This window comes from Larkinella rosea (assembly GCF_003858635.1).
Classification (GTDB): Bacteria; Bacteroidota; Bacteroidia; order Cytophagales; family Spirosomataceae; genus Larkinella; species Larkinella rosea.
The window spans coordinates 386,373-409,895 of record NZ_RQJO01000015.1 but is presented as its reverse complement, the minus strand read 5'-3'; the positions used below and the strand labels follow the sequence as shown (position 1 = coordinate 409,895).

The window sequence follows — 23,523 nt, the reverse complement described above, 5'->3', positions numbered from 1 at the left end:
GCCCAATATTCCGGCGACCCCACGGTTGAAACCGTGGGCTGGTACTTCCTGATGATTTGCCTTATGGTTCAATACCCTTCATTCTGTTTCAATGCCGGATTGGCGTCGATTTCCCGCTGCGGAATCGGCAGCAAGGTGTGGAATGCCTGAATGGTTGGGGCGCGGCCAAACGAGGTTTCGGCTTTGACGGCATCGACCAGTTTGCCCGTCCGCGCCAGATCGAACCAGCGATTTCCTTCGAAACAGAACTCCAGCCGCCGTTCGAGCAACACCGCATCTTTGAACTGCTGACGCGTCAACCCGCTCAGCGGTTCGAGCCCCGCCCGGTTTCGAACCCGGTTGATCGCCGTATAAGCCTCCGCGTTCGGCCCGTTGCTGGCTTCACTGAGGGCTTCGGCATAAATCAGTAATACATCCGAAAACCGCAGAATCGAGAAACTTTTGCCGCCATTTCCGCCGACGGTCGACGTCAAATCAACGAGTTTCCAGAAGGATACCGCTTTGGCGGGGTCCGCGTCATCGACCGAAAGGGGCACATTGGCTTTGGTGGTCGGATTGACGTAAGCAGTCAGAAACGTGACCGGTTTTCGTTTGTCTGCGGCCGGATAGCTGTCAAACAAGTTCTTGCTGACCCGGAAAATACCGCTACCGCCGTTCGGTACGATGGGGGCACCCCGGGGCGCATAACCGGTTGTGAAGTTGTTGCCCGCCAGATCGGTAATGTACATCACCTCGAAAAGTGACTCTTTGCCGCCCCGGTTTTTCAGTTCGAACACATCGGCGTAATTGGCCCACAAATCGTAGGTTCCAAGATCGATCACCTCTTTGGCTTTGGCAGCCGCCAGCGCCCAGTACGGCGAACTGGCATTTTTGCCCGCCCAGACCAGATACACTTTGGCAAGCAAGCCCTTGGCCGCGCCCGCCGTTGCCCGGCCAATATTGCTTCCTGTGTACGCTTTTGGCAAAACCGTCTCGGCTTCCTTCAGATCGCTTTCAATGAGTTTAAAGACTTCATCGACCGACGCCCGCGGCACTTCGACATTCTCCAGCGACGTGGTTTCCTTCGTCACGAGCGGCACGCCACCGAAAAACTGAACCAGCGTAAAATACTGCAGGGCGCGCAAAAACCGGGCTTCGCCGACGTAGCCTTTTTTCGTGGTTTCGTCCATTTGAATGGCCGGAACGCGTTCGATCACGATGTTCGACCGTTGAATGGCCGTATAGGCATTGCTCCAGATGTTGCCCACGAACGTGTTGGTCGGAACGGTTCCGTAGCGCCACAGCGCCACGCGGTCGGCATTCCCGGTCAGGAACGGAATGCCGTCATCAGCCGCTACGACGTTGGGCGTCACCAGATTTTCGTCGCGGTACATATTCCGCAGTTGGCCGTACATCGCAATGGTGGCCGCATCGGCATCGGCTGCGGTTTTGTAATACGTACTGACGGATTGCGACCCCAGTGGCGCCAGATCCAGATCAGGGGAGCAGGACGATAAACCAATCGCCAGCACGAAAGAAAATAGGAGGGTAATTTTCACGGATTTCATGGGGTTTCGGTTCAAAACTTGAGATTTAAGCCTACCAATACGGTTTTCGCAGCCGGATAACCGCCGTAATCCATGCCCTGGCTGATGGACGTAGAGCCAAACCGGCTGACTTCAGGGTCGTAGCCTTTGTAGTTCGTGAAGGTGATCAGGTTCTGAGCCGAAACATACACTTTGGCACTCTGAAAGGTCATGCGTTTGAGCAAAGCGACAGGCAGATTGTAGCCCAGCGACAGGTTTTTGACCCGCAGGTACGAGCCATCTTCGATGTGGAATGTCGAAAGAATCCGTTGTCCGCCCGTGGAGTTGGCGCGCGGAATGTCGTTGCTCGGATTGGTGGGCGTCCAGCGGTTCAGGACTTCCTTCGCCTGATTGCTGTTGCCGTTCAGACTGTATTGATCAAACCGCCCGTAGTTCATGATTTCGTTGCCCGAACTGCCTTGCAGGAAGATGTTCAGGTCAAATCCCCGGAAACTCAGCGTGTTATTGATGCCGCCGAAAAACGTCGGATAGCCGTTGCCGATCACCGTGCGGTCGTTGTCGTTGATCACGCCGTCGCCGTTAATATCGCGGTATTTCAGATCACCCGGCTTAGCGGTTTTCTGGGCAGAACCGTCGATTTCGGCCTGATTCTGGAAAATCCCTTCCACCACGCGACCGTAAAAATTGCCCAGTGGTTCGCCCACTTTCATCAAAACCGTATTCGAAACCTGGAGGTGTCCGCTGCCGTCGCCCGAAGTAAACTCGGGGCGTCCGTCGAGCGCCAGAATCTTATTTTTGTTGAACGCAATGTTGAATTCGGTGTTCCAGCGAAAACCGCCCCGGTCGATGTTGATCGTCGAAAGAGCCAGTTCGAGCCCCCGGTTTTCCACTTTGCCGATGTTCCGCAGCGAGGTGCTGTAGCCCGTTGTTTGCGGCACATTGACCGAAAACAGCAAATCCGAGGTCGTTTTGATGTAATAATCGGCGGTCAGTTGTACGCGGTTGTTAAACAGCGCCAGATCGACCCCGGCATCCAGCTGGGCGTTCTTTTCCCAGCGCAAATCGAGGTTGCTGATGATGCCCGGAATTCCGCCCGTCCGCAGGATCGTGGTGGCACCTCCCAAAGCCGCCGTGCTGACATTAATATTCGACAAATACCGGTAATCGCCGATTTCCTGATTTCCGGTTAAGCCGTAGCTGACCCGCAATTTGAGATCCGAAACCCACTTCCGATCCTGCATGAATTTCTCGTTGATCACCCGCCAGGCCAGCGCCCCCGACGGAAAAAAACCGTATTTGTTGTTCGGGCCAAACCGCGACGAACCATCGCGCCGGGCCGTGAGTGTCAGCAAAAACCGGCTGTCGTAGCCATAATTTACCCGCGCCAGGTACGAAATCAGTGCCCAGTCAGCCGCGCCCGAAGCCGGTGTTTGAAGGGTCGCGCCCCCGCTCAGGTTGTTGTAGAGCGCAAAATCGTCGTTGAAATTGATGGCGCTGGCCGTTACGCTTTCGTTGTGGTAGCCCTGCGTCGTGTAGCCCAGCAAGGCGGTCAGGTTGTGTTTTTCGGCCAGTGTACGCGCGTAAGTCAGGGTGTTCTCGTTCAACCAGCCCAGGCTTTGCGCATCCGTAATCGACGCACTGCCGTTGGTACTGGCCCCCAGCGCAATCAGCCGCGTGGCGTAATAATTTGACTTGGAGTTGAACAGATCGGCGCCCCAGCTGGTGCGAAACGTCAGCCCTTCCCACAATTTAATGTCGGCAAAGACATTGCTTAGTAACCGGATGGTATTATACCGGTCGGTCACCTCATTGGCAAGGCCGACGGGGTTATCCACCAGGCTGCCGTTGAGCGAACTCTGATCCCGGTAATACGTTCCATTGGCATTCAGAATCGGAAAAACCGGCGCGTAATTGATGGCGGCATTGGTCACACCCCCGGCAGCTCCGCCGTCGGTTTCCGTCCGCGAACTGTTCGAACGGGTATGCGCGCCCTGCATCGACAAACCGATTTTCAACCACTTTTTCACTTCGCGATCCAGGTTGGCGCGCAACGTAAATCGTTTGAAATAGGAATTCAGAATGATGCCCTGCTGGTCGTAATAACTTCCCGAAATGGCGTAGCGGGTTTTGGTTTCTCCTCCGGTAAAGCTCAGTTGGTAACTCTGAATCGGTGCCGACCGGAACACTTCATCCTGCCAGTTGGTGCCTTCGCCCAGCGTTTCAGGCAGCGGCTGGCTGGCCGTTGAGCCGTCGAAATATGGTTTTGCACCGCCATTGACGCGGGCTTCGTTGACAAATTCGGCGTATTCGCGGGCATTGAGCATCGGTATTTTCCGCCGGACCGACTGAACCCCGTAATAACTCTCAAACGCAATGCCCGACTGCCCTTCCTTGCCGCGTTTGGTCGTAATCATGACCACCCCGTTCGACCCGCGCGATCCGTAAATGGCCGTCGCCGAGGCATCCTTCAGGATTTCGAGGGACTCGATATCGTTCGGATTGATCGAGTTAAGGTTTCCCGTCGGAAAACCGTCGATAACATACAGCGGGTCATTTCCGGCATTGACCGAGCCCGTTCCCCGAATCCGGATCGTGGTTCCACCACCCGGTTTTGCCGAATTGGTAGTCACCAAAACCCCCGCAGCCCGGCCCTGCATGGCGCGGTCCAGCGCGACGATGGGCGTGGCTTTAATGCTCTCTTCCCCCACTTTCGCTACCGAACCGGTCAGGTCGGAGCGCTTCACCGTTCCGTAGCCAACCACCACGACTTCGTTCAGTGATTTTTCGTCTGCTTCCAGCCGAACCGTCAGCGTCGATTGCGAACCAACGGCAATTTCCTGACTCTGGTACCCGACAAAACTGAAGACCAAAACCGCCGAATTATCGGGTACTGCCAGCCGAAACGCGCCTTTGCTGTCGGTGGCTGTTCCGCGCTGCGTCCCTTTAAGCAACACGCTAACGCCCGGCAATCCTTCGCCTTTTTCGTCGGTTACGGTTCCAGCAACGGTTAGCTCAGCCAGCAAATCCGGGGCTTCCATCGGCTGCTCGTCGGGCAAAACCGCACTGGTCGGTTCTTTTTTGAGCACAATGTAATTTCCCGAAACCTGATAGGTAATGTTCAGCGGTTTCAGCAAGCGCGTCAGCACCACTTCCAGCCGGTCGTTTTCGGCCCGGAGCGAGACTTTATTTTGAGCGGAAATCAGTTGCGGAACGTACGTAAATTTGACGTTGGCGGCTTTCTCCAGTCGGTTCAAAACCGTCCGTAAGTCCCTGTTTTCCAGTTGGACAGAGATTGTCCGATTGAGCAACTCCTGCGCCATTCCGTTTCGGGCCAGGGTCAGGCCCGCAAAGACTACGGCCAGCACCAACTGTACGCAAGTAATCTTCATAATCAGGCAAAAGGTTGGGGAATAATCCCGCAGTTTTTTCATACTTTTAGCAGTGTTTTTGTTCGACAATTTCAGAAGTGGAGGCAAAAACAATCCCCGTCCCCGTTTTTCAGGGTAGTCGCAATACCGGTCAGGCAAGGGAGGGCACTGATTCGCCGGATCGATGAATCCGTACTGGTCGCAACAGTACGGTTTTCGGTTCGGCGATTTTTTTAACAGGCAGGTTGGTTTTTCGTCATTCAGTCCGGGATTTAGGAGTTTAGCTATGAGTTATTTTATCATAATTCTTTTATTTACAACAGCTTACCGACTCATGAACGTAAGATTTACTCCGTTGGCTGGCAGCCTTTGCCGGTGACCACAATTTTGGCATCCAGGACTTCGTAAGTAGCTCCGATGGTCTGGCAGATGATGTCGAGTTTGCGGAAAAGCGGTTCATCACCCAGTGGAGCCGTCAGGTTGCAGCTTTGCAGGGTCTTCGCATCGTAGGCAATCGTTACCCCATACGACGTTTCCAGCGTTTTGAATACCTCAGCCACCGGCGTGTCTTCAAAAATAAAATTCTGATTGTGTTCGGGGACTTTGATAAGCGCGGGCGTTTCCACCAGCTGGCGGGTCAGCCGGTCGCTGGTGGGTTCAAAAAACGCCTGTTGGTTGGGCGTCAGTAGTAGCGCGCCCGCTGGTTGTCCACTTGCCGACGTTTTTTGATCGAGCGATTTGATCGGGAAAACCGCCACTTTTCCGGTTCGTACGATCACCGTAACCCGGTTGGCTTTTTCCAGCGCCCGCACCATGAAACTGGTTCCGATCACTTTGGTAACCAGGCCATTGGCATACACCATAAACGGTCTTTCCGGGTTTTTGGATACTTCAAAAAAGCCTTCGCCCGACAGAAAAACGTCCCGTTTTTCAGCCGCAAACGTCGCCGGATAACTCACCCGGCTGTCGGGTTGTAACACCACCGAACTGCCTTCTTCAAACCGGACCGTCAGCGGTTTTGACGTATTATTTATTTTCTCGACCAGATCAATCCTGGATTGAGAAACCAGACCCGAATACGTCTCCGGTTGGTCAGATAGTTTTGATTTCAGGGAAAACCACCAGCCAATTCCTGCCAACAGAATCACCGCAGCCGCGAGTTGCCACCAGTTCGGGCGTTCGAGTTTTGGCCACATCCAGCGGTTTTCGGTTTCCAGTTCCGACGCATCCACTTGACCCGGCAAACCGGTGGTTCGTTGCTCGATAGCGGCCCACATCCGCTCGCCCTGGGCTTCGGTGGGCATGACCTGCACCTGTTCGATGGCACGCAACAGGGAACGGGCGGTTACCATCACCGTGTGTTTTTCGGGGTGCTGAACCAGAAATTCCTGCCAGAAAATCTCCGTTCCCGCGTCGGGCGATTGCACCCATCGGCGGAAGAAATCATCTTCGGCAAACTCTTCGGCTGTAAACTCCGCGTAGTGATTCATGGTATCCGACCCATAAAATAGATAACTATTCCAACTCTTATTTACCAAGAGCCGCTAAGTCGGGAAATGTCCCCTCCGGTTTTCGATTTTTTTCGTACGAACGTACCCACGGACCGCCGGGCGGCCCCGTTTAGTCCGTGTGATCTGGCAAAATCAAATCCTTTAATTATTGAGGATCACACAGACTAAAGTCCGTGGGTACGTAAAAGAAGCCACAACAATCCAAGAAACGGGGCGAGGTAGCGGGCGTTTTCGCGGAGGTGGGTCATGGCTTTGTGAAGGGTATTCCGGACCGACTTGTCGGTAATGCCCATAATGGCTGCAATTTCGCTGATTTTGAAGTTTTCGTAAAACCGCAGCGTGACCACTTCCAGTTGACGTTCGGGGAGTTGCTTGAGGGCCTGCGCCAGTTGCTGGGTCAATTGCTGTTCGTGTTCCTGATCGGTTAGCTGAAATTCCGGTGTGGTATCCCCCGGCAACTGGATCGATGAATTGTCGACGGACAGAAACCGGTTTTCTTTTGTGGCCAACCGGTGGATTTTTCGGCGCAGGGAACGAAACAGGTAGAATTTGACCGATTCGGCGTCGGAAAGATTTTGCTGAATCCGCCAGAGATCGACAAACAAATCCTGGATGGCATCTTCAACCAAAACCGCGTCGGGCAGGAGTTTGTGCCCGTAATTGTAGAGCGTACGGTAATACCGCTCGTAGAGTTCGGCAAATGCCCGCCGGTCGCCTTGTTTGAGGGCGGTCCAGAGAAAGTGGTCGGGTTGCCGTTCGGTAAGCAAGGTCTTAATCCGGTTTTGGAAAATCTACCCGAATTAAGTAGAAATTTTTATAATCTGGATGGCATTAGTGCTAAAAATGGAGAGAAAAGAAGAGAGAATAGAGAAGAAAGAAAATACATTCCTGTTATTGTCCTTCTTCTCTATTCTTTGCTCTTTATTCTCAATCAAAAGAACGACACCCGGATCACCCACGGACTGCCGCCGTAAACGAACGAGGAGAATGTCGGATTGGCGTTGTAACTCAGGTTGTATAGCGCCGTTAAATTGACGCCAAACCGCCGACTGATCGGCTGCGAATACGTCAGACCAACGAGTCCGGCACTTACCCAACGGCGCAGCGTCGAAAGACTCTGGCTGACGTTATAGCCCACATTCGTGTTTTCAAATTCACCATGAACGTAGAGATTTTTGACCACGTTCGGAATGATTTCGTACATTCCGAATGCCCGGCCGCCGTATTGGTTGGCGTGGTAGATTTCGGTGGCTCCACCCTGGTAATAATATTTAGCCCGGTAATACACGTAATTCACGCCAACGCCCAGGATAGCCCGCTCCGACGCCTGGTAGGCAATGACGGGCGAAACACCAATGCTGAACGGATTGCCAATGGAAACGTTGCTGATGCCTCCGCCAAAGCGCAGCCGCTGTGCAAACGGCAACGGATCGCCTTCGGGGGTTTTGGTTTTCAACGGATCTCTACCATCACTGCGCCGATCTTCCGGATCTTCGGTAATTTGCCCGAAGGCAACACTGCTGCTTATGAGCATAATTGCCAATAAGCCTTTCTGTATGAAGTTCATAGAGTTGATTAATGAACAAAAATGAATACTCAGTATGTAAACGAAAAAATAGTTGTTTTTAGTAAGTAGTTCCCTCAAAAGGCAAACTCTTTCACCTCCGGATCATTCAGCAACTGACTGATGCAGCGCTCGTGCGCTTTCTCCGATCCGTTGACCCGCCAGTTGCCAATCATGTCATTCCCAATGCGTTGCTGGCTCTGCAATTGATAACGTAAACCGCACGCTTCAAACTGCTTTTCGTACTGTTTCAATGTTTGATTTTTAAAGGTAGTCACAATCCGGTATTGCCGCGCCTGATTTGTATGGACAATGCGGGCCGCCAGCCAGGGCAACACCAGCAACGTCGCGCCAATAATGGAAAAACCGCCCACCGCAACGTCGTAAAAACCGCCCCCAACGGCCATTCCGATGGCCGCCACGGCCCAGATCGTGGCGGCAGTGGTCAGCCCTTTGACGCTCGTTTCCTGCCGGTAAATGATCCCCGCACCCAGAAAACCGATGCCGTTGACGATGTTGGCCGCAATCCGGTCGCCGGAGCCGAATCGCTGCGAAACGATCGTAAACAGCGCCGAGCCGACGCAGATCAGAATCGTGGTTCGCAACCCCGCCGATTTACTGCGGTATTCGCGCTCGGCACCGATCAAACCGCCCAGCAGCATGGCCAGCAGGAGTTTCAGAATATCTTCTTCCACAAAATCATTCATTCCATTTCTGTTATCTACCCGATTAAACCGGTTCCGGTTCCCTCCCACCGGATCATCTCCCAAAAAACGAAACCATCCTTTCAAAAAAACCGTTAGTCCAAAGATAGAGTTTTGCTAAATTTATAGAATGAATTTATCAGTTAGTCTGCCGCCCGACGGCTCCTTTCAGCAACCCGACGTTGAACACCTTGATCCGAAAGAATACATCATCATCAAGGGCGCGCGGGTTCATAATCTGAAAAGTATCGATGTTGCCATTCCCCGTAATAAACTGGTGGTGATTACCGGCCTTTCCGGCTCGGGCAAATCGTCGCTGGCATTCGATACCTTGTTTGCCGAAGGTCAGCGCATGTACGTCGAAAGTCTGAGCAGTTACGCCCGGCAGTTTCTGGGCCGGATGGAAAAACCGGAAGTCGACTACATCAAGGGCGTATCGCCGGCCATTGCCATCGAACAGAAGGTAACGACCCGCAATCCCCGCTCAACGGTTGGAACCACCACCGAAATTTATGATTACCTGAAACTGCTTTTTGCCCGCGTCGGCGTCACGTATTCGCCCGTTTCGGGCCGCGAAGTGCGCAAAGATACGGTGACCGATGTCGTCAATTACCTGTACAGTTACGAAGCGGGTCAGCGCGTGCTGATCATGGCTCCGCTGCACATCCGGACCGACCGCACACTGGCCGATGAGCTGAAAGTGCTGCTTCAAAAAGGCTATACCCGGATTGTGGCCAACGGCGAGGTGCTGTTTATCGAAGAAATTCTGGAGGGAGGAGGAAAGGAATTAAAGGAGGAAGGGAAGAAGGGGGAAAACCCAATTGCTTCCTCCTCCCTTTCTCTTTTCCTCCTTTCTTCCCTTCCTCCTTCCCTCGAAATTCTGATCGACCGGAGTACGGTTCAGTTCGATGCCGACGGGCAACCCGAAGAAGACAACCAATACCGGTTTTCGGATTCGATTCAGACGGCTTTCAACGAGGGGGAAGGCGTTTGCCGGGTCGATGTCGTCGGCAAGGAATCGCGCGTTTTCTCGGATAAGTTTGAGTTAGATGGGATTACGTTCGAAGAACCGACGGTTAACCTCTTCACGTTCAACAACCCATACGGCGCCTGCCGCCGGTGCGACGGTTTTGGCAAAGTGCTGGGCATCGATCCCGATCTGGTTATTCCCGACAAAAATCTCTCGGTTTTCGAAGGGGCCATCGCGCCCTGGCGGAGTGAGAAAATGAACGAGGAATTTCTGAAACCGCTGCTCAAAAACGGCATCCGGTTCGATTTCCCGATTCACCGCCCGTACAAAGACCTGACCCCGGAACAGAAAGAAGTGCTCTGGACCGGCAATAAATATTTCAAGGGCCTGAACGCGTTCTTCGATTTTGTGGAAAGTCAGACCTTTAAGGTTCAATACCGGGTGATGTTGTCGCGCTATCGCGGCAAAACCACCTGCCCCGAATGCCGGGGTTCGCGGTTGCGGAAGGATGCGGCTTACGTGAAAATTGCCGGCGGAAAATCCATTACCGATATTGTTCTGATGCCGATTGGCGAAGCGGCCGGCTTTTTCCGGGACCTGGAATTGCCCGCGCACCAGCAGGAAGTGGGCAAACGACTGCTAACCGAAATCCGCAACCGGCTGGATTACATGGAGCGCGTCGGCTTGCGGTATTTGAGCTTAAACCGCCTGACCAATTCGTTGTCGGGTGGTGAATATCAACGCATTAAACTGGCAACCTCGCTCGGTAGCGCGCTGGTGGGTTCGATGTATATTCTGGATGAACCCAGCATCGGGCTGCATCCGCGCGACACGAAACAGCTGGTGAGCGTGCTGGAAACGCTGCGCGATCTGGGCAATACCGTCATCGTGGTCGAACACGAAGAAGAAGTGATGCGGGCGGCCGATCAGCTCATCGACATCGGGCCCGACGCGGGCGTCAACGGTGGCCACCTGGTGTTTCAGGGGACGTGGGAGGAAATTGAGGAGGAAGGAAAAAAGGGAGGAAAGGAAAAGGGGAAAACCGAAAATCCTCTTCTCCCTTCCTCCACTCTTCCTTTTCTCCATTCCCACACCATCGCTTTTCTGACGGGTCAGGAAACCGTACCGGTGCCGAAGTTCCGGCGGAAGGGGACGCACTGGCTGGAAGTGAACGGTGCGCGGGAAAATAACCTGAAAGATCTGGATGTGCGGTTTCCGCTGAATACGCTGACGGTGGTGACGGGCGTGAGCGGTTCGGGTAAATCAACGCTGATTCGCAAGGTGTTGTACCCGGCCTTGACCCGCCTGAAAGGCGACGGTTCCGAAGAAGCGGGCAAGCACGACAGCCTCGGCGGCAGCACGGACCGCGTTACGTCGATTGAAATGATCGACCAGAATCCGATCGGGAAATCGTCGCGCTCCAATCCGGTGACGTACATCAAAGCCTACGATTACCTGCGGTCGGTGATGGCGGATCAGCCCGTGGCGAAGTCGCGCGGGTATAAACCGTCGCACTTTTCGTTCAACGTCGACGGCGGTCGCTGCGAGGTGTGCCAGGGCGAAGGCGAAGTGAAGATCGAGATGCAGTTCATGGCCGATATTTACCTGAAATGCGAAGGCTGTAACGGCAAGCGGTTTAAGCAGGAAATTCTGGAGGTGACGCTGAACGACAAAAACGTGGCCGATATTCTGGAAATGACCGTCGATGAAGCCATTGACTACTTCCGGAAAGCCGAACCCAAGATGGTCGATAAACTGATGCCGTTGCAGGATGTCGGTTTGGGTTACATCACGCTCGGGCAGTCGTCGAATACATTGTCGGGTGGGGAAGCTCAGCGGGTGAAACTGGCGTCGTTTCTCGGAAAAGGCAATCCGAACAAAGGCGGCACGCTGTTCATTTTTGACGAACCGACCACCGGTTTGCACTTCCACGACATCCGCAAGCTGCTGAAAGCCATCAATGCGCTGGTCGATCAGGGCGACAGTGTGATCATCATCGAGCACAACACCGAAATCATCAAATCCGCCGATTACCTCATCGACCTCGGCCCCGAAGGCGGGGATACGGGCGGTTATGTCACCTTCGCCGGAACGCCGGAAGAACTGGTGCAATTGCCGGAAGGCGAGAATTATACGGCGGATTTTCTGAGGGGGAAGGTATAAGCGGTTTTTATACGATCAGCATTGATAGCCGGGCTTTTTGTCCGGCTATTGTTGTATTTGGTGTATGTGCCACAAACCAGAGAAAAAAGGCGGCTAAAATCAGAACCATAAGCATTATTTATTTCGATAACAATGCAAGTAAACACTTTTAATCGACATTTTTTTACATTTAAAGATTGGTCAAAATGCTAAAAGAAATCAACAATGAACATACTAGAAAGAGTAGTATGAAAATATACGGCCATAAAGCATTCTGGCAACTTTCAGATTTATCAGGATTTTATAACGCTTTAACTCATACAACAATGAGATTTATGAGCCAAGAAATAAAAGTATCTTTGAACTTAATAGATCGTATTATTACTCTGAAAAAAGAATAATTTACTCAATTAAGGAAATGGTATCAAACGGACTAAATAAGTAATTCTTATACATTACTAAGAAAATATACGACTATTTAATAATTAATCCATATTTAAATATTTATTTCAACCTAGACAACTTTGATGTCAATTATATTGATAATTGGCGATAAAAACGACGGAAAAATATACCATGTTTAGACACCAGGGTAAGACACGAACATTAAGTCATAATTTAAAAATTGCTTCTTTATTATCTCTTGTTGCAGGTATTGTCAACGTTGCCGGTTTTTTTGCCGTTCAGCGGTTGACAACTAACGTAACAGGCCATTTCGCTTTTTTTGTAGAAGAAGTTTTTAAACTCAATTTTTGGCAAGGATTTGTGTATTTCCTTTACATATTTTTCTTTTTTTTAGGCTCTTTCATTTCCAGCTTACTCATTGAAATCATTTCACGGAAAGACGACCATTATATTTACGTATTTCCTGCTTCCATGGAATGTTTAATCCTATTTAGTATCGGATTCTGGGGAGAATATTTAGTAATTGGAAGTCCAAACGCAATCACATTTAGTTTGCTTTTTGCTATGGGCTTACAAAATTCATTGGTTACAACCATCTCAAATGCAAGCGTCAGGACAACTCATTTAACAGGTCTTTTCACAGATTTAGGAATTGAATTTTCACAATTATTCTTTTACAAGGAAAAAGAACAGAAGCACAAACTTATATCGTCAATAAAACTTCGGCTGACCATTATTAGCTTCTTTTTTATTGGTGGTATCATTGGCGGAATTCTATATTCAAAGTTTAGACTTCACTCGCTAATTTTTGCTGCAACCATCTTAGTTATAGGCTTAATTTATGACAACATAAAATTCAGACTTATTCAATTAAGACGAAAACTAAAAAGTACCCAAAACTAATCCAGAAACAAAAAGACGTATTTTTGAGTCATGAAGTAGGCCACTCTTTGTACCGAAAATGTCGCTGACTTAATGATAAGAGGAAAATACAAATAGTAGTCCAGGTATTAGCTTCATCTATATCAAGTCAAACGCGGTGAATACCGCTACTACTGACAAGAATAAAAGCATTGTTTCGTAAGTAGTAGAGGTATCACATTTTCCTCACCGCAATCTTCCCATCAAAAATCTGCTGCCACTGCCAACTGACTTTGCCTTTTTCGCGCCGTAAAACCACGAATAGATCGTTCAATTTGACCCGGTTTCCGGCGTAAAACGCGCCCTCTTTGGTGGAACGGTAATAGACTTTCAGCGTATTGGCGTCGCCCGTGGCCCAGCACTCCAGGGTATAAAAGGTCTGAATGCCTTCGGCGTGGATTTCACAGAGATTCATTCCCCGGTATTTGTCATTGACCTGAATGGTGTAGGTGACGCCTTCCGGGTGCTCCCCCGACCATTTTCCCATCCAGCCATCGGTTTGCTGAAAACCCAAAAGGCTCGAAACCGCAAACAGTAATGCCATGAAAATCAATCGCTTGTGCATAAAATTTCAGAACGGGTGAATAACTTTTGAACGGGTTCACCAGACATACATAAAAGCGTACCAAAAAAGCCCAACCAGAATAAATTCGATGGCCCAGACGTAGGCCGTCTTGTGATGGGTCAGGTGGCGAATCAGCATATGAACTCCGAATGCGCCCAGTGCCAGGGGAATGCCGAAGAAAAAATTCAGGACATTATTTTCCTGTTTCATGTGGGCAATGCCATTGACGACCATCAGAACGCCCATCAAAGCCATCAACGTCAGCGGGGTGACGATACTGATCAATTTGGAAATAACTCCCTGCATGATTCCACAAACGGTTTTATGCTGATACGTGGACCAAAGAAGAAAGAGAATCACTTAATCGACTAAAGATCAACGAGATTTTACTTTGTCTTTCCTCTGGCTGTCTACGCTATAAACCCGCTTCGTTGCATCTGGTTATTGTCAACCGGTTATTTCTGATTTTCCGGTTTATCCCGGAGCAAGAAAATCAAACAAAACGCGTTGTCTTTCAGAACCGCATTCCACTCTTTTGGCCTTCGTATGAAAATCGTCTTCGCACTGATTCTTTTGGTGGGCGTAATCGGGTCAGCGTCAGCCTTCCCGTTCGGCGTCTCCGCTCCCGTCTCAGCCTCAGATTCGTTATCTGCTCAACGGGTGGCCCGGTTTTCCAGACAAAAGTTTCAGCCGCAACTGGTTTCAGTTTCTTACGAGCCGATTTTACAGTTACCGCGTTTTTCGACATTAATCAGGCGTCATGCCATAAATCCGTCGGGCAAAGCTCCAGTCAAAAGTTACGAGATTTCGCTGCCAGTAGGAGTTATCGAAAAATCCATTGTTGTCAAGGCGGGCAACACTACGTTGGAAGCAGGCAAGGCATATCATTATCTCGCAAGTAATCGAATCCAGATCACCGATCCGCGCGTTTTACAATCCGCGGACCCGATCGAAATGACGTACGAAACGATGCGGTTTCGGCAGCAACGCTAATCCTGCGTTTTTAAACTCTTTCCTTCCAAAAGCAATCCTTTGCCAACCGGTTTGATTGGCAAATCCGGGATTTGTTCGTTAAGTTAGTGGTTGCCAACCAGAAGCCATTGGGCTGGTAATGGCCAAAGATTTGATTGGAATTTTTCCAGAAGCGTTACTTCCTGTTCCAAAAATAAAAACTGCCTTGCCCAAATTCACTGCCAATGATCTTCAAATACTTCGATAAACCGGAGATTTTTATTGGATTACGGGACAAAGAAACCCACTGCGATTTGTGCGATCAGCCGAAATTGTGTTTCGATGCGGGAGCGTTTTTGGGCGAGGACGAAATTGCGTCGATTTGCCCGGAATGCCTGGCGACCGGACGGCTGTATGAACTGGATTGTTACACCTGTCAGGGCGATGTAACCGAATTGAAACGGCAGTTACGGGAGCGACATCCATCGCTGACCAAAGCCGAGGTTGACGATCTGGCCGACCAGAAAACGCTCGAACTGGAAAAAACCACGCCACCACTCGTGACCTGGCAGGACTGGGAATGGCCTAGCGTCGACGGTGATTACGGGCGGTTTATTGGCTACGGTTCCAGGCCTTTTTATACGCAACTGGCCGGTGATATTGACGCGAAATCTTTGTTTGAAAAATCCATTTATTACGCGCAGGCCGACGACACCGACGCTGATGAATGGTGGCAGGATATGCCGCGAAAAACCGTCAACGATTACAAAGCCAGCAGCGATTACAGCACGCTTTTTTACGTTTTCAAAAGTCTTCATTCCGATCAAATCGTCACCATCTGGGACACTGAGTAAATCCATGAAACACCTGCTCTACTTACTCTTCATCAGCTCTTTAACGTACGGTCAATCGTTTGATCTGGTCATCAAAAACGGTCGCGTCGTCGATGGAACCGGAAACCCGTGGTACTACGCCGACGTCGCCATCCAGAACGGCAAAGTGGCCCGGATTGGCCAGATTCCGGCGACGGACGGCAAAACCGTGATCGACGCCAGAAACCAGATCGTGGCCCCCGGTTTTATCGACGTCCATACCCACGTGGAAGGCAGTTTGCAGGAACGCCCCGGTGCCGAGAATTTTATCTACGACGGCGTTACGACGCTCGTCACCGGCAACTGCGGAGCTTCGGCTACCAACCTGCGGCTTTTCTACGATTCGCTTCGCATTACTGGTTTTTCGCCCAATCTGGCGTCGATGATCGGGCACAATACCGTGCGCATGAAAGTGATGAAAATGGCGTTCCGCGAACCGACCGCTAAAGAGCAAACCGAGATGGAAGCCCTTGTCGAACAGGCCATGAAAGACGGCGCCGTCGGCATTTCGACCGGTTTGATTTACACGCCCGGCACCTACGCCCGCACGCCCGAAATCGTCAATCTGGCCAAAATGGCGTCGCGCTACGGGGGCGTTTATGCCTCGCACATGCGCAACGAAGGACAGGATGTCAAAAAAGCGATCGAAGAAGCGATTCAGATTGGCCGCGAAGCCGGGATTCCGGTCGAGATATCGCACTTTAAAGTCGCCAGCAAACCGATCTGGGGTTCCAGCACGGAAACCGTGGCAATGGTGGAAGCCGCCCGGCGCGCAGGCTACGATGTTACCGTCGATCAATATCCGTATACCGCTTCGAGCACCTCACTCGCCAGCATTGTGCCCTCCTGGGCACTGGCCGACGGCGATTCGGCCACGGTTGTTCGCTTTCGTGATCCGGCCACGCGCACTAAAATCCGGAAGGAAATGGTGGACGGTTTGAAGAAAAACGACCGCAAAAATTTCGACTACGCCGTGGTGGCGTATTACCCGGCCGACACAACATTTAACGGCTTAAGCATCACCAAAATCAATCAGAAACTGGGTCGAAAAAACAATGCCGAAACCGAAGCCGATCTGGTGCTGGAACTGATGGACAAAACCGCTATGAAACGCATTCAGATGGTGTATCACACGATGTCGGAGGAGGACGTGGCGACGATCATGCGCTACCCCAACACGATGATTGCATCGGACGCGGGCGTGGCACGGTTTCAGTCGGGCATGCCGCACCCGCGCGGCTACGGCACGAATGCCCGGGTGCTGGGCGTTTACGTTCGGGACAAAAAAGTGATCCCGGTGGAGGAAGCCGTCCGGCGGATGTCGTCGTTGCCCGCCCAGCGGTTTAAGCTCGACGATCGCGGTATTCTCAAACCCGGTTTTGCCGCCGACCTCGTGATTTTCGACGAAAAAACCGTATCCGACCAATCCACCTACGACGTACCACACGCGTATTCGACCGGTTTTTCGTACGTGCTCGTCAACGGGGTTCCGGTCGTTGAAAACGGCAAACACACCGGTAAACGCCCGGGGCAGGTGTTGATGGGAAAAGGATTTGCGGGGAAGGCGGAGTAATTTTTGAGGAACGTATCAGGGATTTAAACGGATTTTTGAATGGCCTTACGATTAATTGATTATGCCATCGTTTTCGTTGACGACGAAGAAGATCCCCTGGGTGGGCAATTGTGGATTACCACGCGCGCTGAAAATGAAGAAAATGGCGCGGATGCCACGGAGGAATTAGCCCACGCGATGTTCCTTCACCGAAAGGTTCAGGAGGAGGAGCGACTTGGCGGATTTGAAAGGGAAGAATGGCATAAAAATGGCGTATTCTGTGAATTTATGCTGAGTACCAGCGATTGGAAAGACATCCTGGTTCTTCGTGAGCGACGAAACCTTGTAAGAATATCCGGTACGCGTGAGCTCGAAATCTTAGCCATTATTCAAATTCTTCAATTCAAGGGTGTACTTTCACAGGCTTCCATTAGCGAGTTTATAGGCGTGATGAATCAATCGCCTGAAGTCATTGAACGGAATGAAGCCAACGTTGCCGCGAATCTGGCTTACATGAATAGACCATTCGTTTACCGGGGAAAATAAGGCTTATTTTCTTTCCAGGTCTGTATCTGCACAGACCTGGAAAGAGTGGTTTTAGGCGGCTTTACGGTTTTTTAAAATCCGGATTGGCCTGGGGCATGTTGGCCTTTACCTCCGACCGCCAGTTCCTGAGCAAAGCGGCCAGTTCCTTCGTTTTATCCGGCAAGGCAGCCGCGAGGTCTTTTTGCTCGGAAATATCCTGTTTCAGGTTATACAATTCGAGCTTTCCGGTTTCGTAGAGTTCCACCAGCTTGAAATCGCCCGAGCGCACGGCAGCCGCGGGCCGACCTTCCTGGTTGCTGAAATGTGGATAATGCCAGAAAATCGGTCCCCGGTCGACGGCCTGTTCGGGCGATTTCAACACCCGGGCGAAACTCCTCCCGTCCGGACTGGCGGGTTGGCCCGAAATTCCCAGCAGGTCCACAAACGTCGGCAGGAAATCGGTTCCGGTGATGTAATTTTTCGTCTCGGTTTGGGCAGAAATGCGGCCTTTCCACGAAAAGATCAGCGGCACGCGAATACCGCCTTCGTAGACATGCCCCTTCCAGGCCCGCAGCGGTTCCAGCGTCGTCGGGCGTTGGCCCAGTTCCGGCAGGCCCAAACCGCCGTTGTCGGAGGTGAAAACCACAATCGTGTTGTCGAGCAGGTTTAGTTTTGCCAACTGGTCGATGACACGCCCGACGCCATCGTCCATGCTCTCGATCATCGCAGCATAATTGGGGTCGTATTTTCCACCCGACTTTCCGTAATGATCAAAATAATACTTCAGCTTGTCGGCCCGCGGAACGAGCATCACGTGCGGGGCCGAATATGTCAGGTAAAGAAAAAACGGCTGGCTCTGGTGCTGATCGATAAACTCCACCGCGTAGTCCGTCAACTGGTCGGTCAGGTACTTCGTGCCCTTGTCTTCGAAGACGGTTTTGCCTTTCGAGGTAATGCTGTAGTTGTAGTAATCGAGCCCGTTTTTGGCGATCATGCGGTCGTACGCAAACCCTTGAGCCGCCGGGCTGGTGGAGTCGGCCGTGCCCAGGTGCCACTTCCCGACCATGCCCGTCGCATAGCCGTTCTTCTGCATTACTTCCGCCAGCGTCGTTTCCGACGACGGCAGGTATTTGGTCCACGGGGCGGGCAACAGGGGTGATTTGGGGTCTTTGCGATCCCCGGCAATGAAGTTGGTCAGGTGCAGCCGGGCCGGGTGCTTGCCGGTCATAATGGCCGCCCGCGAGGGTGAGCAAACCGGGCAGGCCGAATAGGCTTCGGTAAACCGCAGACCGGTTTTGGCCAGCTTGTCGATGTGGGGCGTTCGGATGTACGGATTACCGTAACAGCCCAGATCCGTGTAGCCCAGATCGTCGGCCATGATGAAAACGATGTTCGGTTTAGCCGGTGCTGACTGCCCCAAAACCGTACCTACAGCCAACAGAAAAGCCCCGACGAATGCGAAAAGATGACGGCGGTTTTGCATGAGTTATTCCGGTTTTTTGGCATAAGTGATGTCCAGCGCGGCTCCGGTGTCGCCCTGCTGTTTCATCCAGGCTTCCAGTTTCTGCCGGAGTTGCTGAATGCGGTTTTGCTGGGCGGGATCGTTCGCCAGATTGTGAAACTCCGAAGGGTCGGTTTGCGTATCGTAAAATTCGACGGCGGGCCGTTTCACAAACCGCTCCGTGATTTGCTTCGCCTTCGGATCATTGGCAGCCCGATCGGTCCAGGAAAACCAGACCGAGTTACCGTCCCGCTTTTCGGCGTTCATCATGAAGCGGTTGTAATAGTCGTCGTTTGGCGTCAGGTTCAGAATCAGCTTGTAACGCGTGTCGCGGATGCTGCGGATCGGGTACGGATTGCCTTCGGGAATGTTGTTGTGAATGCCGTATGCAACATCCCGCGCCTGCTGGCTTTGTCCGCGCAAAACCGGCAGGAAGCTTTTGCCGTCCAGACCGGCCACCGGTTTGCCACCCGCCAGATCGATGAGCGTCGGCGTAATGTCTTCGTACTGCACCAGCGCGTTGGTCTCGGTCCGGGGCTTGACGGTTCCGGGCCATTTGACCAGCATCGAGCTTTTCTGACCGGCATCCCACAAATTCCACTTGGCACCCGGAAACTGCGCACCCTGTTCACCCAGAAAAATCACGATCGTGTTTTTATCCTGCCCGGTTTCTTTCAACAAGCGCGTGATGTCGCCCACCTGGTTGTCCAGTCGCCGAACTTCCGCGAGGTACTTCACGAACTGTCGGCGCGTCAGTTTGGTATCGACGCAGTATGGCGGCAGGATCACTTTATCCGCATGGAATTCGGTCGTGTCGCCGACGGTCCAGGGGGTGTGCGGATTGATGCTCATTACGAACAAACAATACGGTTTTTTGTCGCGCGTGATGTACTCTTTTACGCCTTCCAGCGAATAATCGTCCGTCGCAGCCACACAATTGGGTTCAAAACCGGTCACGATCTCGAACGGAAACACGGTTTTCGGTTTGGTGCTGTGGTCTTTGCCCGTCAGCCCGACGCGGTAGCCCAGATCCGCCAGGTAATGGCCGACGCTTTTCAGGTTGTTATAAACCGGTTTGTGGTTCTGAAATGATCCGTGCCGCACGGGGTACAAACCCGTAAACAACGACGCCCGCGTAGGCACGCACATCGCTTCGGAGGCATAAATATGGTTGAATTTCAGCCCTTCAGACGCCAATGCATCGATGTGCCGGGTTTGCAGGTTTTTGCCGCCGTAACAACTCAACTGCCGACTGTCGAGGTCGTCGGCCATGATGATAATCACGTTAGGCTTCGTTGCGACTGGCGGTTGCTGAACAAATCCCACGAAGCTACCGCCCAGCAGCGAAAGCAAAAGTCCGGTCAGAAGAGTAAGACGCATGGCGATCAAGGGTTTTGGGGTTCGGCGGGCAAACCGGCGGTTTACCCGTCCACTATGTCGTAAAGAACGATTTTTTCCGGATTTCTCAAATCACTTTTCGAGCGTTTCCACCAGATTCTGAGCGGCCCGCACATCATACGCATCATTCACCGCATTCGGCGACGGATTTTTCGGGATCAACGCCCGGGCCGCTTCCAGCGCCGGAGCCGCAGCCGGCCCGAGTGTTAAGAGCGCATTCAAGGCCTGAAGCCGAACCGAACGGCTGGAACTCGCCAGCGCTTTTTTGAGAGCCGCCACGGCTTCGTCGGTTTCGCCGAGTTGGTACAGCGCTTCTGCAGCCGCCACCTGTACGGTTTCTTCGTCGTCCTGAAGGCGTTGCGTTAAGGCGGTTTTGGCCGACGTCCGTTTCAAAACCGTGCAGCCCGTTGCCGCCCAATACCGGACCACCGGATCGGAGTCGGTCAGGCGTTGGGTCAGTTCCGGGCCGTCGGTCGGGTTGCGCGACGACGCCAGCGTGGCGGTTTCGATGACCCGGTTCCGGTTATACCGGCCGCTTCGGGCGTAATCGTACAAAGGTGTTTTTTCGGCAATCCGGGTCAGCAGGGCTTCAGGAATAAACCCCACATCCTGGCTTTGCCGGAGCCATTGTCCGTTGGCTTTCCGCAGCCGGATCAATTCCCTGGCGTATTTCGGATCGGTCGCCAGGTTATGAACATTGTCGGGATCGGCGATCACGTCGTACAACTCCTCCGCCGGTTTGGTTTGCCAGAACCGGGCCTGTACCTCGTTCAGCCGACCGGCTTTGAACTCGGCTTCCCAGGATGGAATTGACGGCGCTCTCCACAGGTAGTCGAGGTGCTGGCCGTAAATCCGGTGCGGCAGGTAATTCCGGATGTAGCGGAATCTTTTGTCCCGCACCGACCGCGAGAGGTCGATGGCTTCGTCCATCCTGCCCCGAAAACCGTAGGCATACGCGCGCTCCGGTTTTTGCTGGGTTCCCAGAAACGCCTGCCCCTGCATGTAGTCGGGAATTTTGATCCCCACCAGACTCAGAATCGTCGGGGCAAAATCCACGAACGTCACCAACTGATCGGTTTGCGAACCGGGTTTTGCCTTTGCGAGATGCGCGTATTTTTTCGGCAAATGCACCACCAGCGGCACGTGCAGGCCCGACTCGTACATAAACCGCTTGCTGCGGCCCAGCACCCCGCCGTTGTCGGCGTAGTAGAAAACAATGGTGTTGTCGGCCAGACCGGCTTCCTGCAACTCGTTCAGGAGTTTATGAAACTGCCGGTCCATTTCCTCCACTTTGTCGTAATACTGCGCCCAGTCGTGCTTGAACTCAGCGGTTTTGGGGTGATACGGCGGAATCGGCGCTTTTTCCGGATCGTGTTGGAGCGAAGCGGCAGGCTCGTGCAGTGAACTTTCGTGCGAAACATTGAGGTTGAATACGGAGAAAAAAGGCTGCCCCGGCTTTCGGTTTTTGTAGGTTGCCTTTGCACTCGATTCGTCCCAGGCATCGACCTGATCGACGGTGTTGTAGTCCTTCTTGGCATTGTTCGTTGTATAATAGCCCGCTTCCCGCAAATACGCCGGAAAGAACTTCACGAATGAGGGCACCGGATTCGTGCTCCGCATGTGCTCGGTGCCGAGCGAGGGCGGATACATGCCCGTAATCAGCGTGTTACGGGAAGGGGCGCAAACCGGGGCCGTCGAAAACGCATTTTTGTACAGAATGCTTTCCTTCGCAAACCGGTCGATGTTGGGCGTCGTCGCGTACGGATTTCCGTAACAACCGATCAACGAAGTGTTGTTGTCTTCGCTGACGATCCAGAGAATGTTGGGCCGGTCGGTGGTATTCGGGGCTTTTGCCAAAACCGGGAATACCAGAACGATCAGACACAGGGTCATCTGTACAAACGGCATCCGGTTTTTCGACGGTTTTCTTCGCATACGTCAGGTCATTGTGATGGTTTTGTCAGGGTTGTGTACCCCCATTGGGTTTCCCAAAATTCAGAAAATCGTGGTACGTTTTCATTTCGCTGACCAGCCGCGTTTCCGACTGTTGCTTTTTCTGACGAAAAGCCGGGTCGTTGGCCAGGTTGCGGGTTTCGTACGGGTCTTTGTTGAGGTCGAACAACTGGGTGGTTTCCCACTGCTTCACGTTGTATTTGATCAGCTTCCAATTATCAGCCGTCCGCACGGCCCGCGGCAAATCGCGGTAGGCATCGCGTCCCTGCTTTTTGGTCCCTTTGATGTAAGGATACAGACTTTGGCTTTCTACTGTGGGCGCCCAGAAAATCCGCCCGACCTGCGCATCCAGCTCCGAAATCATGCCGTAGTAGGCGGCCAGTTCTTCTTTCGCCTGATCTCATTATCCTAGTGGGGATACTCCGTTCGCTGTTGTTAAACGGGCATCTTGCTTTTCCGTCCGGCGACAGCATTCTGTCGAGTGCGGTTTTGTTAACGGTTCTGATCGTGGGCGTTTACGAAGGCATCCCGAAACTGCGGGTCGAGAATGCCGTCAAACACAACATTATTTTGCCCGACCAACCCCTGATCATCGAGATTACGACCACGGCCGATGGCAGCGTTCAGGTGGCCAATAACCTCCAGCGAAAACCATCCCGCGTCATTTCCAATGGCGTCGGGATTACCAATATTCTCAGCACGTACCAGATGCTGAACCAGCCCCGGCCGATGGTTCACGAAGCCAACGGTCAGTTTCGGGTTGTTCTGTCTCTGATCAATCACGCTACCTGAGGCTGGCTACCAGTCCGGAACCTAAAGACGGTTTTAAATTCTGGAAATCTCCAAATTTTCCGTACGAACTGGAGATATCTGAAAATTTTTCGAAAAAATAATTGGTTGGGCAGGCGCTGACGGGAGGGCTGGAGGGGGATTCTGCCTGGCTAAAAACCGCTCACATCAGCGGTTCTGCCCGCTTGCCGATTTAAGGTTTCACTCTCCATTTCCGGCCTTCCATCCGCCTTAACCAACCATCCATCACCCCCGGCTTGCGTCCTGCCAAATTGTCCTGTTCCTTGCCATATGTAGGATCGAACC

At 52.3% G+C, this 23,523-nt stretch carries 20 protein-coding genes; 8 read left to right on the top strand and 12 right to left on the bottom strand.

The window, feature by feature from the left end; translation table 11 throughout:
- Positions 1-68 precede the first annotated feature (68 nt).
- The 6 genes from EHT25_RS28185 to EHT25_RS28160 all read right to left on the bottom strand — a co-directional run bounded on the left by EHT25_RS28185 (position 69) and on the right by EHT25_RS28160 (position 8,676).
- Positions 69-1,547: a RagB/SusD family nutrient uptake outer membrane protein gene (locus tag EHT25_RS28185; protein WP_124878785.1), complete on the bottom strand. Its 1,479-nt coding sequence runs from the start codon at positions 1,545-1,547 to the stop codon at positions 69-71.
- 11 nt (positions 1,548-1,558) lie between these two features.
- On the bottom strand, positions 1,559-4,915 hold the full coding sequence (locus tag EHT25_RS28180) for a TonB-dependent receptor (RefSeq protein WP_124878783.1): 3,357 nt from the start codon (positions 4,913-4,915) through the stop codon (positions 1,559-1,561).
- Positions 4,916-5,241: 326 nt separating this feature from the next.
- A complete protein-coding gene (locus EHT25_RS28175) occupies positions 5,242-6,384 on the bottom strand; it encodes a FecR family protein (RefSeq protein ID WP_124878781.1) in 1,143 nt (380 codons plus the stop codon).
- Positions 6,385-6,569: 185 nt separating this feature from the next.
- A complete protein-coding gene (locus tag EHT25_RS28170) occupies positions 6,570-7,172 on the bottom strand; it encodes an RNA polymerase sigma factor (RefSeq protein ID WP_185731514.1) in 603 nt (200 codons plus the stop codon).
- Positions 7,173-7,336: 164 nt separating this feature from the next.
- The gene (locus EHT25_RS28165) at positions 7,337-7,972 is read right to left on the bottom strand and encodes a hypothetical protein (RefSeq protein ID WP_124878777.1); all 636 of its coding nucleotides are present in this window, start codon (positions 7,970-7,972) and stop codon (positions 7,337-7,339) included.
- A 74-nt stretch (positions 7,973-8,046) separates the two neighbouring features.
- Positions 8,047-8,676, bottom strand: a complete 630-nt coding sequence (locus EHT25_RS28160) for an MgtC/SapB family protein (RefSeq protein ID WP_124878775.1) — start codon at positions 8,674-8,676, stop codon at positions 8,047-8,049.
- A 127-nt stretch (positions 8,677-8,803) separates the two neighbouring features.
- Here EHT25_RS28160 and uvrA point away from each other — a divergent pair, with 127 nt between their 5' ends.
- The 3 genes from uvrA (at position 8,804) to EHT25_RS28145 (ending at position 13,093) form a co-directional block, all read left to right on the top strand.
- Positions 8,804-11,806 (top strand): excinuclease ABC subunit UvrA, encoded by a 3,003-nt coding sequence (gene uvrA, locus EHT25_RS28155; protein ID WP_124878773.1) that lies wholly within the window; start codon positions 8,804-8,806, stop codon positions 11,804-11,806.
- A gap of 185 nt (positions 11,807-11,991) precedes the next feature.
- Positions 11,992-12,186 carry a hypothetical protein gene (locus EHT25_RS33060; protein ID WP_124878771.1) on the top strand — a complete coding sequence of 65 codons (195 nt, stop codon included), beginning with the start codon at positions 11,992-11,994 and terminating at the stop codon, positions 12,184-12,186.
- A gap of 175 nt (positions 12,187-12,361) precedes the next feature.
- Positions 12,362-13,093 (top strand): YoaK family protein, encoded by a 732-nt coding sequence (locus EHT25_RS28145; RefSeq protein ID WP_124878769.1) that lies wholly within the window; start codon positions 12,362-12,364, stop codon positions 13,091-13,093.
- A gap of 193 nt (positions 13,094-13,286) precedes the next feature.
- Here the strand turns inward: EHT25_RS28145 and EHT25_RS28140 are convergent, their stop codons facing one another.
- Positions 13,287-13,655 (bottom strand): DUF5991 domain-containing protein, encoded by a 369-nt coding sequence (locus EHT25_RS28140; RefSeq protein WP_124878767.1) that lies wholly within the window; start codon positions 13,653-13,655, stop codon positions 13,287-13,289.
- A gap of 57 nt (positions 13,656-13,712) precedes the next feature.
- Positions 13,713-13,982 carry a hypothetical protein gene (locus EHT25_RS28135; protein ID WP_124878765.1) on the bottom strand — a complete coding sequence of 90 codons (270 nt, stop codon included), beginning with the start codon at positions 13,980-13,982 and terminating at the stop codon, positions 13,713-13,715.
- 240 nt (positions 13,983-14,222) lie between these two features.
- Here EHT25_RS28135 and EHT25_RS28130 point away from each other — a divergent pair, with 240 nt between their 5' ends.
- From EHT25_RS28130 to EHT25_RS28115, 4 genes are all read left to right on the top strand, one after another.
- Positions 14,223-14,669 carry a hypothetical protein gene (locus tag EHT25_RS28130; RefSeq protein ID WP_124878763.1) on the top strand — a complete coding sequence of 149 codons (447 nt, stop codon included), beginning with the start codon at positions 14,223-14,225 and terminating at the stop codon, positions 14,667-14,669.
- 203 nt (positions 14,670-14,872) lie between these two features.
- Positions 14,873-15,481 carry a CbrC family protein gene (locus EHT25_RS28125; RefSeq protein ID WP_124878761.1) on the top strand — a complete coding sequence of 203 codons (609 nt, stop codon included), beginning with the start codon at positions 14,873-14,875 and terminating at the stop codon, positions 15,479-15,481.
- Between the two features lie 4 nt (positions 15,482-15,485).
- Positions 15,486-17,072: an N-acyl-D-amino-acid deacylase family protein gene (locus tag EHT25_RS28120; RefSeq protein WP_124878759.1), complete on the top strand. Its 1,587-nt coding sequence runs from the start codon at positions 15,486-15,488 to the stop codon at positions 17,070-17,072.
- A gap of 39 nt (positions 17,073-17,111) precedes the next feature.
- Positions 17,112-17,597, top strand: a complete 486-nt coding sequence (locus EHT25_RS28115; protein ID WP_124878757.1) for a hypothetical protein — start codon at positions 17,112-17,114, stop codon at positions 17,595-17,597.
- A 61-nt stretch (positions 17,598-17,658) separates the two neighbouring features.
- On the opposite strand, the gene EHT25_RS28110 is transcribed toward EHT25_RS28115, so the two are convergent.
- The 4 genes from EHT25_RS28110 to EHT25_RS28095 all read right to left on the bottom strand — a co-directional run bounded on the left by EHT25_RS28110 (position 17,659) and on the right by EHT25_RS28095 (position 22,792).
- The gene (locus EHT25_RS28110; protein WP_124878755.1) at positions 17,659-19,059 is read right to left on the bottom strand and encodes a sulfatase; all 1,401 of its coding nucleotides are present in this window, start codon (positions 19,057-19,059) and stop codon (positions 17,659-17,661) included.
- A 3-nt stretch (positions 19,060-19,062) separates the two neighbouring features.
- Entirely contained in the window at positions 19,063-20,457 is a 1,395-nt protein-coding gene (locus EHT25_RS28105; protein WP_124878753.1) for a sulfatase family protein, read from the bottom strand.
- A 90-nt stretch (positions 20,458-20,547) separates the two neighbouring features.
- Complete coding sequence (locus EHT25_RS28100; RefSeq protein ID WP_229311819.1) at positions 20,548-22,410, bottom strand: sulfatase-like hydrolase/transferase; 1,863 nt, start codon at positions 22,408-22,410, stop codon at positions 20,548-20,550.
- 25 nt (positions 22,411-22,435) lie between these two features.
- Positions 22,436-22,792 (bottom strand): sulfatase/phosphatase domain-containing protein, encoded by a 357-nt coding sequence (locus EHT25_RS28095; protein WP_124878751.1) that lies wholly within the window; start codon positions 22,790-22,792, stop codon positions 22,436-22,438.
- A gap of 47 nt (positions 22,793-22,839) precedes the next feature.
- Between EHT25_RS28095 and EHT25_RS28090 the strand changes: the two genes are divergently transcribed.
- Positions 22,840-23,220, top strand: a complete 381-nt coding sequence (locus EHT25_RS28090) for a LytS family sensor histidine kinase (protein ID WP_124878749.1) — start codon at positions 22,840-22,842, stop codon at positions 23,218-23,220.
- Positions 23,221-23,523 lie beyond the last annotated feature (303 nt).